Genomic DNA, 15,517 nt, shown 5'->3' on the forward strand with positions numbered 1-15,517 from the left:
CTACCCCTTCACCACGTTGCAGCCCAATTTGGGGGTGGTGCCCCATCCATCGGGAGATGGGGTGGTGTTTGCCGATATTCCGGGGCTGATCGAGGGGGCGCACTTGGGGGTGGGGCTGGGCCATGAGTTTTTGCGCCATGTGGAGCGTACCAGGGTACTGATTCATTTGGTGGATGGCACGGCGGCGGATCCCGTCAAGGATTACCAGGTTATTCAGCAGGAGCTGCGCGCCTACGGCCACGGGTTAATCGATAAGCCACAAATCCTGGTTTTGAACAAGATCGATGTTCTGGATCCCCAGCAGGTTGCCGAGCGCGCCCAGAGGCTGTCTGCTGCTGCCGGCACTTCGGTGGTGACCATTTCTGCGATTGCCAAGCAGGGGCTGGATGCCCTCTTGCAGCGGGTGTGGCAGTGCCTGGGTCGGGGATCCCAACAGCCTGCGCAGTTGGATCTTGTGGGGGCAAAATCCATCCAGTCCTAGGGCAGAAGAATCTTAGAATGGGAAAGCCCCTGCCTTCCCAGAACCCAGAGACGAGTGGCTATGTATATCTCGGCGGAGGATCTGCCACCGGATTTGCGTCAGATCATGTTGGCTGTTGAACAGGCGGCCCAGGCGAGGGCGGGAGCGTGTGTGGAGCTGCTGATGCTCCTGCGGCTGCTGGAGGAGTTGCACCGCGCGATCCTGGAAGGTGCCTTTCGGGAGTCTTTGCCCAACACCCGTCAAGCTCTGTATCGGGTGCTTCAGGATTTGGAAGAAGCCGGCGACTGGCCCTATCTGCCCCGTCTGCACATCCAAGCCCTGATGCAACAACTGAAGGACTGGCCCGAATCTCAGGGATCCCCGCCCGCGTCGGTGCCACCGACCCCCCGCCCTCTTGTGGAAAACCCCCTGGGGGGTAGCTGCTCCCAGTCTTGACCTCTTCCCATCTGCCCGATGGCCGAGTACTTTAAGCTGCATCCGCAACAGCCCCAGGCCCGTTCCATCCGGCGGATTGCGGCGGCTTTGCGGGAGGGGGCGGTGATGCTTTACCCCACCGATACAGTCTATGCCATTGGCTGCGATGTGACCCACAAACAAGCAGTGGAGCGGGTACGCCGTATCAAGCAGCTCTCCAACGACAAGCCTCTTACCTTTTTGTGCCCTTCTCTCTCACGCATTGCCCACTATGCCCAGGTAACCGATTCGGCCTATCGGCTGATGCGGCGGCTGATCCCGGGCCCGTTTACGTTTCTGTTGCCGGCCACCAAGCTGGTGCCCAAGTTGGTGATGGAGCCCAAGCGGAAAACCACCGGCATCCGCGTGCCCGATTCTGCCATTTGTCAGGCTTTGCTGGAAGAGTTGGGCAATCCAATTGTCTCCACCTCTGCCAAGCTGGGGGGGGATCCCGTCGGATCCCTGGACTTAAGTTCTGGGCAAGCCTGGGAGTGGGAGAGCGACCCCTGGGATGAGGGTGGGATCTTTGCGGCTGAAGAGATGCGGCAGTTGGAAAAACAGGTGGATCTGGTGCTGGATGACGATGCCCCCCGTCGGGCCAAGGTCTCTACGGTAATTGACTTGACGGGATCCGAGCCGCTGGTGGTGCGGGCCGGGCTGGGGTATGAGCAGGTGGCAGATCTAAATCTGAAACCCGTAGAAGAAGACGGTTGAGGGCAGCCGGATCTGGCGTTCTCTAAAATGGGGTTGATGCCTTGGAGTGTGCTCATGGCCCTGGCTCAGCAAAAATCGGCTCTGCTGCACCTGCTGGAGGCAACCGACCGGGGCCGGAAAGTCTCCCCTGACCAAAAAGCCCAGATTTTGTCTCAAATTGCCGTCCTAGAAGCGCTCAACCCCACCCCCAAGCCAACATCGGCTCCTGAAGGGTTGGAGGGGAACTGGCTCACCCTATTTACCACGAGCACAGCTCTGCTGCGGCTGGCACAGTTGCCTTTTTTGACCACCGGCGAGATCTACCAGTGTATTCGGGCCAAGGCTGGACGGGTCTTCAACGTGGCGGAGATCCAGGGATCCGGCTGGCTGGGGGCTTGGGTGCCACGGGGAGTCTTGGCTGTATCAGCGCGCTTTTACCCCGAATCTGAGCGCCGGGTGAGGGTGATTTTCGAGCGATTGGTGCTCGGATCCCAAGCTTTGATGAGCTACGAGATCGAGAGTTTTCTCTATTTGCTCGAGCGGGCTCCGGAGCGGATCCCGGCTATTCAAATCGATATTCGCCGCCGCGAGCCAACGGGTTGGCTGGATATCACCTATTTGGATGAAGACTTGCGGCTGGGTCGGGGCAGCGAGGGGAGTGTATTTGTTCTAAAGCGGGTCGGCTAGTCGGAGGATCCAGAGGACTCCGTTTCCGCCCTTTCGTGAGATGGGTTTTGGGTTAGGGTGGAGCTTATTTCCTGTAGAACTTGCAAGGCGCGGTAGGACTCTCGCAAAGTTTGCAGCTCCTGTTGAGTTTGCTCCAGTTGCCGAGCTTTTTGCTCCTGTAAGAAGCGCAGCCTTTGATTTTCGGACGCCGTGCGACGCAGAACGTGCTTGAGTTTCTGCTTCTGCTGCTGAAGCCGAGTCCGCCTCACCTCCAACTGCTGCAGTTGGATTTCTTGGAGTTCCAGTTCTATTTTCAGAGTGGCGACCTGCATCTGGAGTTGGCGAAGTTTTTGGTTGAGCTCTGGCTCTGGTGTGGGTTTTGCCGACTCAGGGCTTGGGGAAGAAGGTGATGACAATTCTTGTAGGGGCTGCAACTGTTGGGCCTTGGCCTGCGAAGCTTGATCCTGGTGCTGCTCGCCCTGCAGTCTTACTTGAGTGTGTTCGCTTACTTCGGTTTCAGTTTCCGTCTGCTGCTCAGCTTGATCAAGAATTTGTCGATCGCGGATCTGGGTTTGAGGATCCTCGTCAACCGACTGCAAAGGGAGAGAATCCTCCTCGGGTTGCCGAGGGTTGCCGCCATAATCGGCGGGATCAAAGGGAGATAGGGTCGCCACCAGCGATTCTCGAAAGTCGCTCCAGGAAGCCGATTGCAGACCCATCTGAACCACCCGCCAAACCCCATAGGCAGACCCAATTCCAGCCAGGATCCCAGGGATCCCGGCCAGGGAGAGGGAAACCTTGGGCAGGGTGGGCAGGATCTGATCCAGCAGCCCCACCACCAGGGCGAAAACAAAGATCCCGCTCCCCGCGGCAGCGGCACCTGAAACCCAAGAGGAGCGGGAGAGCATCATCGTTTTTTCGTCATCACAACCGCTAGAGCGGGAAAACCAGGTTCAAAAATGGCCTGTCTGCACTCAGTTTATCCCGCCAGCAGCCTCTGTTTCCCTCTTAGGGCACCTGCCAAGCCCGTTGGTGGTAGCCCTCTAATTGGGCCCAGGGATCCCCAGCCGCTGCGTGGGTGTGGCCGTGCTGAGGGTGATGGTGAGAATGAGGGTGGTGATGGGATCCGTGCCCGTGATGGTGGTGATGATGCTCGTGAGGATGGTGATGGGTATGCCCAGCTCTGACCTCTGCGCTCACGGCCAGGCGAAACTTGCACAGGTGGCAGTTCATCGGGGTTTGGCCCTGCAGGGCTTCCTGCTCCAGTTGCTGCAGGCTGTGCAGCACCGTATCCACAAGGCCCAATTCCGGCAGCATCAGCCAGTCGATTTCCGGCTGTCGTTGTCGTTGTTGTTCCACTGCCGCCTCGATTTTTTTCACCAACACCCCCGTAAACAGAAAGTAGGGCAGCACGATCACCCGGCGCGGATGCCAGGACAAGGCCCGCTCCAATCCCACGGGCAGGCGGGGATGGGTAATGCCGATAAAGCAAGTTTCCACAGCGGCAAACCCAGATCCTTCCCAAAGCAACCGGGCCAGTTTACAGGCTTCGGCATTGGCCTCGGGATCGCTGGAGCCGCGACCCACAAATAGGAGCACGGTTTCTGCCTCTGGGATCCGCCGCGGTTGGGCAGCTATCAGAGCAGCCAATCGGTCTCGCAGCAGTTGCAGGATCTCGATGCGGATCCCCAGCGGCCCACCGTAATGAATGCGCAACTGGGGATAGAGGGCCTGCAGGCGATCCAATTCCATCGTCACATCGAACTTGTTGTGGCGGGCCCCAAACAGCAACAGCGGCAGGGCCACGATCTCCTGCCACCCTTGGGCCAAGCACTGCTCTACCCCCTGGGCAATGGTTGGCTGGGTCAGCTCCAGAAAGCAGGGGATCACCGGTCGATGGGGGGTGAGAGCTTGGTAAGCCTGGGCTAGCTCCAGAAAGGCTTGCTGCCCTTGGGGGTCGCGGGATCCGTGGCCGATGAGCAACAGGGGCAGGGGGACAACAGGAGACTGCCCAACCGCAAGCGGAGGGGAAACACTGAGGGTATTCAACACAAAAAACTCCGTTCCTTGTGAATCGCAAGGGGTACAGGACAACGGCAGGTGGGTGTTCTGGCTGAGGGAGGGATCCCATCACAGTTGCGTCACAGTGGCGGACTTGCACCGCGCTTTCCCCAGTCTGCCTGAGCCTTTTAGGTTAGCTTGCCGCTTGTCGTTCACCAAGCCCCCTGGGGGGGATGTCCTTGTCTGCCAGAAGATAGCCCTGAGGCATGAGCGGTACGGCAGACTCATGCTCAAAGGGCAGCAAAACTGTTGCCGCGCTAATCCCCCTTGCCCCTGGGAGAGGGCCTAACGCCGGCCCGCTGGTCTGGGGGGCTGAAAGTGTCGCAGGCGCAGGGCATTGGCGACCACCGAAACGGAACTCAGGGCCATGGCTGCCCCGGCCAGCATGGGGTTGAGCAGCCAGCCTGTGAAGGGATAGAGCGCCCCAGCAGCAATCGGGATCCCGAGCGTATTGTAGATAAAGGCGAAGAAGAGGTTCTGGCGGATGTTGTTGAGGGTGGCCCGGCTGAGTTGAATGGCTGTGGCGACTCCCCGCAGATCCCCCGACATGAGGGTAATATCGCTGGCGGCCATCGCCACATCCGTACCCGTACCGATGGCGATCCCCACATCGGCTTCTGCCAGAGCCGGAGCATCGTTAATGCCATCTCCCACCATCGCCACCCGGTGTCGAGGTTGTCTGAAGCTGCGAATGTAAGCGGCCTTCTGATCCGGACGGACTTGGGCAATTACCCGCTGAATGCCTGCTTGCCGAGCAACCGCTTGGGCTGTGGTGGGGTTATCCCCGGTTAGCAGGATCACCTCTAGACCCATCTGTTGCAGCTGTTGCACTGCCTCAGGAGAAGTGGGTTTGAGCGGATCGGCAATGGCCAACAGCCCCACCAGGCTCTGGGATTGGGCTACGCCGATCACCGTTTTGCCCTGGCTTTCCCAATTCTGAACCCGCTCTGACCAAGAGGGATCCCAGGGGATCCCCATCTCCTGTAGCCAGCTCAGCCGACCGATGCGGATCCACTGGTCTTCCACCCAGGCTTCTGCCCCACTGCCTATCCTTGCCTGAAAATGCTGGGCAGGAGGGATGGCAATTTTTTCGGCTTCGGCTTTCTGCACTACCGCCTGGGCCAAAGGATGTTCCGAGTGCCGCTCCACCGCCGCTGCCAGGCGCAACACCGCCAGGGGAGAGGAGCCGTGGGCCCAAATATCGGTGACAGTGGGACGACCTTCAGTCAGGGTGCCGGTTTTGTCCAAGACCACCGTGCGCAAGTGGTGGGCCAATTCCAGGCTGTCGGCACTTTTCACCAGGATCCCCAATTCTGCCCCTCGTCCCGTGGCCACCAGGATCGAGGTGGGGGTCGCCAACCCCAGCGCGCAAGGGCAGGCGATGATCAGCACCCCAATTGTGTTCACCAAGGCCAGTGTCGGGTTATCGGCCAGCACCCACCAGAGCACAAAAGTTAGAACTGCCACCCCGATCACTGCCGGCACAAACCAGGCAGTCACCCGATCCGCCAACTGTTGAATCGGAGCTTTGGATCCCTGAGCTTCCTGCACCAAGCGCACGATCTGGGCCAGAACTGTGTCTTTGCCCACCCGCCGCGCTTCCATCACAAAGCTGCCCGTCCGATTCAGCGTTGCCCCAATCACCTCATCCCCCGCCGATTTGACAACAGGCAGGCTCTCGCCGGTCACCATCGACTCGTCGAGGCTGGAGGATCCCTCTAGGATTACCCCATCCACCGGCACCTTCTCGCCGGGGCGCACCCGGATCCGATCCCCCACCTGCACTTCCCGAATCGGAATATCCTGCTCCACCCCCTGGCGAATTACCCTTGCCGTTTTCGGTTGCAGCCCGATCAGCTTGCGAATGGCCTCAGAGGTTTGCCTTTTGGCCCGTTGCTCCATCCACTTACCCACCAGGATCAAGGTGGTGACCACCGCCGACACTTCGTAATACACATCGGGATGCAGTCCCTGCCGATGGAAAGAGTCGGGGAAAACCGTTGGGAAAATGGAATAGAAGAAAGCCGCGCTCGTCCCTAAGGCCACCAGCGTGTTCATATCCGCCGAGCGCCGTTGCCAAGCGGCCCAAGCGCCTCGATAAAAATGCTTGCCCACCCAAAACTGCACCGGAGCCGTCAGCAGCAACTGCAACCCAGGATTGTGCAGCCACATGGGAAAGCCCGGGATGTCCATCCCCAGCATCATCGGCAGGGATCCGATCACCAGCACCGTGCTGATGCCCACCCCCATCGCCACCTTCAGCTTCAATTCCCGTTCTGCGGCCCGTTGGGCGATCCGCTCTGGATCCGACAGATCGTCCAGTTGCCAATCCTCTTGGATGAGGCGCGCCCGATACCCCACCCGCTCCACCGCCCGAATCAACGCCTGCGGATCCACCAGCCTGGGATCCCCTTTGACGGTGGCCTGCTCGCTGGCAAAATTCACTGATCCGTGGGACACCCCCTGCACCTGAGCGAGGGCCTGTTCGATGCTGCGGGCGCAGGAGGCACAGCTCATCCCTTGCAGGGCCAACTGCCAAGTGCCCTCAGGAGAAGGCGCAGAGGCCGATAGTGCACCCGATGACCCTTTATGGGCAGACATGGCAACACCTTGTTGATGAAACGACAGCTACTCTCCACCCTGGGCAGGGCGAAGGCAGCCATCTGTACAGAAATTCAAAACAGACGCCCGACCGTTCCCGGCCCAAAATTGACTAGGCCGGGGGATATCCCACCTGGGTGAGGGCCTGCCGCAAATCGCCCACAGGCCGCTCAGAAGTAATCCGCACCTGTTTGGTTTTGGGATCCCCTTCCACCTGCGCCTGGGGATCCAGTTGCCGCACCGCTTGCGCAATGGTGTCTATACAGGCCCCACAGGCCAGCTTGGGCACCGTCAAAACAACCTGCATCTTGGAAAACCCCCCCAATGCCACTGAAAGGATGCTAAACCTTACAGTGGGCTGGAAGGTCAAGGGGGAGGCTGAGGCTCGTCCATATTCCAGCGGTAGTCCACCTGATAGCCCCGCTGTCGCCACTCTTCCTCCAGTTGCACCTGTTGGGTGAGGGCTTTGCGCAGGGAGTTGATCAGCTCTTGCGTGCGGCCTCGGTTGCCAAAATCCTGTTCTTCCACTGCCGGAAAGGTTTGCCGCTCCAACACCCGCAGCAGAAATTCGTAGTGGATATGAGCCGGCACAGGAATACGTTTCATCGATCCAAGCAATCCTTAGAGATCAATTGTTCTCGCAGAGATCCATTGATAAATGGTTTTCATTCACTGAGATGACAACAGGTGGCGCACAGCTTGGCCGGGATCCGGCTGGGTCACCAGCGCTTCCCCCACCAGCACAGAGCGCACCCCCCAGGCCCGCAACTGCTGCAGATCGGCGGGGGTATGGATGCCGGACTCGCTGACCACAGGCAGATCGCCAAGGAGCTCCGAGTGGGCGGCCAACAGGTTGCGCGTTGTGTTTAAGTCCACCGCAAAGGTTCTCAGATCGCGATTGTTGATGCCAATGAGCACCTGCCCCCTGGAGTCTTGCAGTTGGGGCAAACGCAACACCCGCTGCAACTCTTGGGAAGTGTGCACCTCCAGCAGAGCCGCCATACCCAATTGCCGAACCAGCTTGAGAAAATAGCCCAAGTCCGCATCCGAGAGAATGGCGGCAATCAGCAGCACCGCATCTGCCCCCAGGCTGCGGGCCCAGAGGATTTGGTAGGGGTAGAGGATGAACTCCTTGCAGAGGATGGGGATCCCTGCCGCTTGACGGATCTGCCGCAGATACTCGCCACTGCCCTGAAAGAACCGCTCATCCGTCAGCACCGAGAGACAACTGGCCCCACCGGCCTCATAGCTCTGGGCAATGGCTACCGGGTCAAAGGGATCCCGGAGAACGCCGCGGCTGGGGGAGGCTTTTTTGACCTCGGCAATCAAGGAAACAGGGTGAGGAGACTGGGTAAGAGCCGCCACAAAATCCCGCACCGGCGGGGCTTGATCCAGTTGCCGTTGCAATTGCTTGAGGGGAAGCTGCTCCCGTTGGCGCTCCACCTCCTGTTCTTTGTGCCAGACGATCGCTTCCAAGATGTGGCGCGGTTTGGCTTCCGGCGCTGTTGTCTGGTACACCTGAGAGGCTACGACCACCGGCGGGGCAGGAGAACGCCGACGAACAGAAAGCGGCTCACCTTGCAGCTCCATACAACCCCCGAACACAACTCTACACCACACCCTAGACTACTTTAGTGCTCCGCCACCGGTTTGAATAGCTACCCCAGGCATCCCCAAAACTCATCTGGCGAAGGTGTTTTTTTTACCCTATGGTTGAGTCTAGAAAGGTGGTGTAGTCTTTATGCGCCTCGGCGAGCCATGTTCTGGCGGCCGTCCATTTTTCCCCGGCCAGGGGCAGTGGCTCGGTGGGGTCAAGGCTGGTGCTGTCCATGCTGTTTTAGAGGAGTTCAGGCGTGCTGTACCTAGCAGAGCTATCCAAGCCGATTGGATTTGCCAAGTCGTCTCTGCAATTGCTGGCCAAGCAGCAGCAGGACAATACCTGGGTGGCCGTGAACGAAGAATCCATTACCTTGGAAGGCCGCATCGCCCAGGAGGCTGGGCGCTTCAAGGATGGGTCATTGGTGCTGGCGGAAATCTCCGGCAACCGTCAGGTCGCCCGCATCAGCGAAGCCGCTCGCCAACTGGTGACCTATCTGCAAAACTTCAGCCAACTTCAGCTCAGAGCCCGCAGCCAGGAAGAGGAGATCGAGGTTTGGAAACAGTCCCTCACCTTTCAGGCGCATGAGCTTACCCGCCGCGAGATGGAGCTAGCAGCCCAGGAAGAAGAGGTGCAGCGGCTGTATGAGCAATACAAGAGTGTGGAGGAAGATCGCAAACTTCTGGACAGCCTCAAAGAGGAACTGGCAGCCCAGCAAGCTTACTTAGCTGAACAACAGCGCCTGATCGGAGAGCAGCGGGAAGCTCTGAATCGGCAGCGGCAAGAGTTGGAAGCCCAGTTGCAAGAAGCTCGCTCCAGCCGCTTGGGGGAGGCAGAAGCAGCGCAGCTACAGGCTTTGGTGCAGCAGCTCCAGGAGACTCTACATCCGGCTGGGGATCCCTTGGCGCTTCTGCAAAGCTTGAAAAGCCACATTCAGCAGCAGCAGGAGCACTTGAATCAACAGATTGCCCAACTGGAAGCAGAACGTCAGCAGGCCCAGGCCCGGCAAGACGAGCTGGATCGAGACTACCGCGCTTGGCAAGAACGCCACACCGCTTGGTGGGGATCCCGACAATCCCTGGAGCAAAGCCAAGCAGAGTGGCAAACTCGACGGGGATCCCTGCGAGCCCATCAAGAGCACCTGCAGAGGATTCTCCAGCAGCTGCAATCTCAAGAGAGCCTATACCAGAAAGCCTCTCGTCTGGTGCAGGAGTACGACTTTATCGTCGATGGCAGCAGCAACGGCAGGGCTGGGGAGCCGGCGATCTCGGTCGAGGAGCTGGCGGCTTTGGTCAGCCAACTGCGCCGAGATTACGAGCAGCGGGCGGCCCAGGTCAGCCAGCAGCGGGCCGAACTGGAGCAAAACCGGCAAACCCTGCGGGAGCTGCAAGAGCGGCTGGCCAGCGCCTCTCCAGAGGAGCGGTTTGACATCGAGATGGATATCGACTATGCCCAGTCTGCCTGCAGTGCTTTGGAAGAAGCCCTGCTGCCTCAGGAAAAAAACCTGCAGCGAGAGTATGAAGAGTTGACCCGCCAGGAAGCCCGCCTTAGACAGCTGCAAAATCAAGCTGCTGCCCCGGTTCAGGTCGATATTGGGCCGCTCCTGGAACAGATCGGCAGCCAGAAGCAGGATCTTCTCCAAGAAAAAGGTCGTCTGCAAACCCTCATTCAACAACTGGAATCGTCCTTGCCTTCTCAGCAGGAGCAGCTCGCCCGCCAACGGCAGGAATTGGAGCAGCAGTGGCAACACCTGGAGCAAGAGGAGGGATCCCTGCGGGCGCGCGCCCAGGCCATGGCAGAAACCTGGGGTCGCCTCAATCACCTGCAGGCCACCCTCTACCCAGAGCGGGATCGGTGGGCAGCGTTGGCAGGAGAATTGGTGCAGTTGGAGACGGAGCTGAGCCAACACCAAGCCAGAAACTCCGCCGCATGCGACCACGTCCAACAGGTACACTTTCTCCTGGCTACCCTCGCGCAGGCGTGAGGAAGTTCACGTTTCCTGTGGGGGGTGGGGAGAACCGGCGCAAGCGGAACTGCGGCCTTAATTGAGGAAAACAAATCTGGTAAAATTCGCTAGCACCCTGCAGCCACTGGGGCTCCCAATTCTCGGGCGAGGGGACTGCAGAGGTTAGTGCGTTTTGCCCCGCTTCTTGCTTGCAGTTGCCAAGGATATTCCAGTGTGAGGTCAGCTTGTGCGAATTGCGGTCGATGCGATGGGGGGTGACTACGCTCCCGAAGAGATCATCAAGGGCGCCCTGCTGGCCCATCGGCAGCTCCGGGTCGGGATTGCACTAGTCGGTCGTCCAGATTCCCTCAAGCCCTTTCTGCCCCAACCCTTGCCTGCTGGGATCACCATTGTGCCTGCCGAAGAGGATGTGGGCATGGCGGAAGAGCCGCTGATGGTGCGCAAAAAGCCCAAAGCCTCCATCAACATCTCGATGCAACAGGTGCGCTCCAACCAAGCGGATGCCGTGGTGGCCGCCGGGAATACCGGAGCAGCGATGGCTGCGGCCTACCTGAATTTGGGCCGGCTGGCAGGGATCGATCGCCCGGCCATTGGCGCTCTTTTGCCCACTTTGAAAGGCAAGCCGGTGCTGCTGCTGGATGTGGGGGCCAATGTGGATTGCCGGCCCCGCTTTTTGGAGCAGTTTGCCCGCATGGGATCCCTCTACTGCCAGTGCGTACTGGGGGTCGAGCGTCCGCGGGTGGGCCTGCTCAACATCGGCGAGGAGCCCAACAAGGGCAATGATTTGGCTCTGGCCACCCACCAGCGCCTGGCCCAATTGCCAGGGATCCATTTCGCCGGCAATGCCGAGGGGCGGGATGTGCTGACCGGGGAGTTTGATGTGGTGGTGTGTGACGGCTTTGTGGGCAATGCCCTCCTCAAGTTTGCCGAAAGTGTTGGCCAGGTGATCACCCAGGTGCTGCGGGAGGAGCTGCCCCGCGGCTGGCGCGGCAAGTTGGGCTGCTGGCTGCTCCGGCCCAACCTCAAGCAGGTAAAGCGGCGCATGGACTACGTGGAGTATGGCGGTGCTTTGCTGCTCGGCGTCAACGGCATCTGCGTGATTACCCACGGCAGCTCCAAGGCGCCGATGGTCTACCACGCCATTCGCCTGGCCAAAGAGGCGGCAGAACAGAAAATCCTACAGCGGCTGCAGGCGGAAATGGTTGACCCTCGCGAACCTGAATCCAACCCCAGGCGGCGCACCCGGCCCCTTCAGGTCTACTCTGGCTCTGGCCCGGAAGTGTTGCCGTTGGGATCCCTGGAAAGGACTTCCTCCCGCTGTCCCGAACCCGTGGAAGATGCCCAGCCATAGCCTCCCGACCGTGCGGCTGGTGGGGGCAGGGGCTGCCCTGCCGGATCCCTGCCTGAGCAACGACGATCTCGGCCAGATCGTCGAAACTTCCGACGAATGGATCTGGCCCCGCACCGGCATTCGTCAGCGGCGCATTCTGCCCCCTGAGCTGAGCTTGGTGGATTTGGCGGTCCAGGCAGCCAAGGCCGCTTTGGCTCAGGCCGGGATCTTGCCTCAAGACCTGGATTTGATCCTGCTGGCCACTTCCACCGGTGTCGATCGGTTTGGCTCGGCCCCTCAGGTGCAGGCAGCTCTGGGAGCAACGCGGGCGGTGGCTTTTGATCTGACGGCAGCCTGCACGGGCTTTGTCTTTGCAGTGGCCACGGCAGCGCAGTTTTTGCAAACCGGGCTGTACCGGCGGGCCTTGGTGGTGGCGGCGGATGTGCTCTCCCGTACGGTGGACTGGGCAGATCGCACCACCTGTGTCTTGTTTGGAGATGGGGCCGGGGCGGTGGTTCTGGAGGCGGGGGAAACCGGCGGGATCCTCAGCATTGAGCTGCGCAGCGATGGCAGTGGCAGCCAGCTGCTCAGCTTGTCCATGGCTACAGAGGCCAAGCCCCTGGTGGGATCCCTGCAGGTGGGGCAGTATCGCTGCTGTCCCATCACCATGAATGGCCGTGAGGTGTACAAGTTTGCCGTCCAGGCGGTGCCGGAGATCATCGAGAAGGCTCTCTTCCGGGCCGGGATCCCGGCGGAAGCAGTACAGGGATATTTTATTCATCAGGCCAACCAGCGCATTCTCGATGCGGTAGCCAAGCGCCTGCAGCTGGATCCGCAGCGGGTGGCCAGCGTCTTAGAGCATTACGGCAACACCTCGGGCGCTTCGGTGCCGATTGCCTTGGCCACTTGGATCGAGCAAGGACGCTTTGGCGCCGGCGATCTGGGGGTGATGGCGGGCTTTGGCGCCGGCCTCACCTGGGGGGCGATTGTGTTTCGTTGGGGGAAGTGAATTGATGACTGTTGCCTGGATCTATCCCGGCCAGGGATCCCAAGCGATAGGCATGGGAAGGGACTTGCGGAACTGGCAGGGAGCAGGCCAGAAGTTGGCTTTGGCCCGTGAGATGTTGGGATGGGATCCCTTAGATTTATCGGAAGACCAGATCCACCAGACCGGCTACACGCAACCGGCTTTGTTCACCGTATCGGCCCTGTTGACAGACTATCTCTACGCCCAGGGTCAGGCTCCTGCCTGCACTGCTGGCCACAGTCTGGGCGAATACAGCGCCCTCTATGCTGCCGGCGTGTTTGATTTCGAGACCGGCCTGCGGCTGGTGGCGCTGCGGGGCCAACTGATGGAAGCCGCAGGGGATCCCCCGGGCAGCATGGCGGCAGTGATGGGGTTTGACCGCGACAAGCTGGAGCACCTGTGCCAGATGATCCCCGACGTCACTCTTGCCAACGACAACAGCCCGGATCAGGTGGTGATCAGCGGCTCAGTGGAGGGGGTGCAAGCCGTCTGTGAGCAGTTGCAGGCCAAGCGCACCGTTCCCCTCAAGGTAAGTGGCGCCTTTCACTCGCCCTTTATGCAGGCTGCTGCCGAGGAGTTTGCCCACACCTTGCGCGCTGTTGACTTTCAGCCGCCGCGAGTGCCCGTCTACAGCAACTGCACTGCCACCGCCAGCCGGGATCCGCAAGCCCTTAAGCAGGCGCTGCTGGCCCAGATGACTGCCCCTGTCCGCTGGCGAGAAACCGTGTTGCAGATGGCCGCCGACGGCATCCAAGAGGTGTGGGAAATCGGCCCCGGCAACGTGCTGACGGGCTTGGTGAGGCGAACGGTGCCGACCCTGACGCGGTGCAATTTCAGCAACCTCAGCAGCTAGGGGATCTGCTATGGAGCTCCGCTAACGCGACCAGGATCCCTCCAAGTGGGATCCAACCGGCAAGCGACCCTGGGCCGGGATCTGTCCCAACAACACCTGCAGCAACGCCTGTAGAGAGACGGGGGTAGTGCCGTAGCAGGCCAAATAGACCGGGATCTGGGGCAGGGCAAAGGCGTCGTAGGGGGATCCCAAGGCCAACCCAATCACCTTTTCCGGCGGAAGGGATCCCAGTAAGTCCGCCAGCAACTCCTTCTGAAGCGGGTAACGAAACAGATCAAGGGATCCCACCAGCACTTGGTCAGCTCTTGACGCCCCTTGCAGGGTTGTTTGCAAATCCTCAGGGGTAGGCTCTGGGCTGATCTTGAGAACCTGAGCACCGGGCCAGACATTTTGGAAAAGATCCCCCAGAAGAGGCACAGGGGTAATGAGCAGCGGGTCGGGGGCTAAGGGGGGCAGGGATCCCCGCACCAGGGTGATGCTGTCTTGGGCGATTTGGCGGGCCAGCGCCTGGTGGCTTTCCAGGGTGGAAGGGGGGAAAGGGGGGCAGGGGGATCCCAGCCTGTAGCGCCGCTTCAAGGCCAAAATCCGCTCCACTGACCGATCCAACTGCTCAACCGACAAACGACCGGCACGGAACTCCCGCAGCAGATGGGCATAGGCTTCTTTTTGGATGGCCGGGGTAAAGCCGGGATCTGCCCCAAACACCAGCACATCGGCTCCTGCCCTAAAGGCCAGTTCTGCCGCTTCGGGAATGCCGTAGGTGCGGGCAATGGCCCCCATGGTCAGGGAATCCGTCAGGACAAGACCCTTGAAACCCAGCTTCTGCCGCAGCCAGCCGGACACCACCTCAGGGGCCAGCGTTGCCGGTTGCAAGGACTTCGTCCCGCTGTCGCCGACGGATCCCAGAGCCGGCATCACCACATGCGCCGTCATCATCGCCTCTGCCCCTGCCCGGATCAAAGCCTGAAACGGGCGCAATTCCGTGGTCTGTAGCGCCTCCAGAGGGCGATCCACCCGCGGCAACCCCAGGTGGGAATCCATATCGGTGTCCCCATGGCCGGGAAAATGTTTGGGCGTACAGAGGATCCCGGCTTGCCGATAGCCGCGCCACAGGGCGAGGCCGTAATCTGTCACCTGTTTCGGGTCTGACCCAAAGGCTCGGATGCCGATGATGGGGTTGTGGGGGTTGCTGTTCACGTCCACAACAGGGGCGAAGTTGAGGTTAAACCCCAAACTTTTCAGCTCCGTTCCCACCGCACGGGCCATAGCTTCCGCCTTTGCCAGGGATCCCGCTGCTGCCACTGCCATGGCGCTGGGGAACACCGTCACCCCCTCGGTAAGGCGCACCACCGGCCCCCCCTCTTGATCAATGGCTATCCACAGGGGGACAAGGGCTTGTGCCTGAGCCGCGGCAATGAGCTGGGCCACCTGAGGCAACGTTTGAATGTTGCCGGCAATCGAATAGAAGATCAGCCCGCCCACGTGGTAGTCCCGGATCATCTCCTCGAGAGCGGAGGAAAACTCAGCTCCCTCAAAATAAACCAGAAACAGTTGCCCCACTTTCTCCTCAAGGCTCCAAGCCCTGGGATCCACTGCGGCAGCGGGACGGGGTCCTTTCGCGTCAGCGGGACGGAGTCCTATCGAGCATGTCAAAGCAGATGTCCTTGGGCGTCGCTGCCAAGAAAGCCGGTCAGGATGAGCGTAAACTACCCGACATCAACCGCTAGGCGGTACGGAGCGGGCTTTTAGTAGCCCTGCAGTTAGCAAGCCAACCACGAGCCTCTGGGGT

Annotated in this window: 15 protein-coding genes and 1 riboswitch; of the genes, 8 read left to right on the forward strand and 7 right to left on the reverse strand. The window is 60.3% G+C overall.

Features of this window, described 5'->3' with window-relative positions:
• The 4 genes from NW837_RS11130 to NW837_RS11145 all read left to right on the forward strand — a co-directional run.
• The coding region (locus NW837_RS11130) for a GTPase (RefSeq protein ID WP_414331534.1) at positions 1-481 on the forward strand (481 nt) is incomplete at its 5' end.
• Between the two features lie 60 nt (positions 482-541).
• Complete coding sequence (locus NW837_RS11135) at positions 542-916, forward strand: hypothetical protein (protein WP_238376778.1); 375 nt, start codon at positions 542-544, stop codon at positions 914-916.
• Between the two features lie 18 nt (positions 917-934).
• A complete protein-coding gene (locus tag NW837_RS11140; protein WP_414331536.1) occupies positions 935-1,648 on the forward strand; it encodes an L-threonylcarbamoyladenylate synthase in 714 nt (237 codons plus the stop codon).
• A gap of 54 nt (positions 1,649-1,702) precedes the next feature.
• The gene (locus NW837_RS11145) at positions 1,703-2,314 is read left to right on the forward strand and encodes a PAP/fibrillin family protein (RefSeq protein ID WP_414331538.1); all 612 of its coding nucleotides are present in this window, start codon (positions 1,703-1,705) and stop codon (positions 2,312-2,314) included.
• On the opposite strand, the gene NW837_RS11150 is transcribed toward NW837_RS11145, so the two are convergent.
• From NW837_RS11150 to trpC, 6 genes are all read right to left on the reverse strand, one after another.
• A complete protein-coding gene (locus tag NW837_RS11150) occupies positions 2,311-3,204 on the reverse strand; it encodes a hypothetical protein (protein WP_414331540.1) in 894 nt (297 codons plus the stop codon). The genes NW837_RS11145 and NW837_RS11150 overlap by 4 nt on opposite strands.
• Before the next feature lie 97 nt (positions 3,205-3,301).
• A complete protein-coding gene (locus tag NW837_RS11155) occupies positions 3,302-4,342 on the reverse strand; it encodes a sirohydrochlorin chelatase (RefSeq protein ID WP_414331562.1) in 1,041 nt (346 codons plus the stop codon).
• Positions 4,343-4,374: 32 nt separating this feature from the next.
• Positions 4,375-4,511: riboswitch (cobalamin riboswitch) on the reverse strand.
• Positions 4,512-4,639: 128 nt separating this feature from the next.
• On the reverse strand, positions 4,640-6,955 hold the full coding sequence (locus NW837_RS11160) for a heavy metal translocating P-type ATPase (protein WP_414331543.1): 2,316 nt from the start codon (positions 6,953-6,955) through the stop codon (positions 4,640-4,642).
• Between the two features lie 112 nt (positions 6,956-7,067).
• Positions 7,068-7,262, reverse strand: a complete 195-nt coding sequence (locus tag NW837_RS11165) for a heavy-metal-associated domain-containing protein (RefSeq protein ID WP_099813329.1) — start codon at positions 7,260-7,262, stop codon at positions 7,068-7,070.
• 59 nt (positions 7,263-7,321) lie between these two features.
• The gene (locus NW837_RS11170) at positions 7,322-7,561 is read right to left on the reverse strand and encodes a DUF5340 domain-containing protein (protein ID WP_414331546.1); all 240 of its coding nucleotides are present in this window, start codon (positions 7,559-7,561) and stop codon (positions 7,322-7,324) included.
• Positions 7,562-7,624: 63 nt separating this feature from the next.
• On the reverse strand, positions 7,625-8,545 hold the full coding sequence (gene trpC / locus NW837_RS11175) for an indole-3-glycerol phosphate synthase TrpC (RefSeq protein ID WP_414331549.1): 921 nt from the start codon (positions 8,543-8,545) through the stop codon (positions 7,625-7,627).
• A 263-nt stretch (positions 8,546-8,808) separates the two neighbouring features.
• Here trpC and hmpF point away from each other — a divergent pair, with 263 nt between their 5' ends.
• From hmpF to fabD, 4 genes are all read left to right on the forward strand, one after another.
• Entirely contained in the window at positions 8,809-10,536 is a 1,728-nt protein-coding gene (gene hmpF, locus NW837_RS11180; RefSeq protein ID WP_414331551.1) for a pilus motility taxis protein HmpF, read from the forward strand.
• 229 nt (positions 10,537-10,765) lie between these two features.
• Positions 10,766-11,869, forward strand: a complete 1,104-nt coding sequence (gene plsX / locus NW837_RS11185; protein ID WP_414331565.1) for a phosphate acyltransferase PlsX — start codon at positions 10,766-10,768, stop codon at positions 11,867-11,869.
• Positions 11,856-12,857 (forward strand): beta-ketoacyl-ACP synthase III, encoded by a 1,002-nt coding sequence (locus NW837_RS11190; RefSeq protein WP_414331554.1) that lies wholly within the window; start codon positions 11,856-11,858, stop codon positions 12,855-12,857. Before plsX ends, NW837_RS11190 begins: the two co-directional genes overlap by 14 nt.
• A 4-nt stretch (positions 12,858-12,861) precedes the next feature.
• Complete coding sequence (gene fabD, locus NW837_RS11195; protein WP_414331557.1) at positions 12,862-13,728, forward strand: ACP S-malonyltransferase; 867 nt, start codon at positions 12,862-12,864, stop codon at positions 13,726-13,728.
• A 21-nt stretch (positions 13,729-13,749) separates the two neighbouring features.
• Here fabD and NW837_RS11200 read toward each other — a convergent pair whose 3' ends face one another.
• Entirely contained in the window at positions 13,750-15,288 is a 1,539-nt protein-coding gene (locus NW837_RS11200) for a glycoside hydrolase family 3 protein (protein ID WP_414331559.1), read from the reverse strand.
• Positions 15,289-15,517: the final 229 nt, after the last annotated feature.

The sequence above is a fragment of the Synechococcus sp. R6-10 genome (assembly GCF_047461815.1).
GTDB lineage: Bacteria > Cyanobacteriota > Cyanobacteriia > Thermostichales > Thermostichaceae > Thermostichus.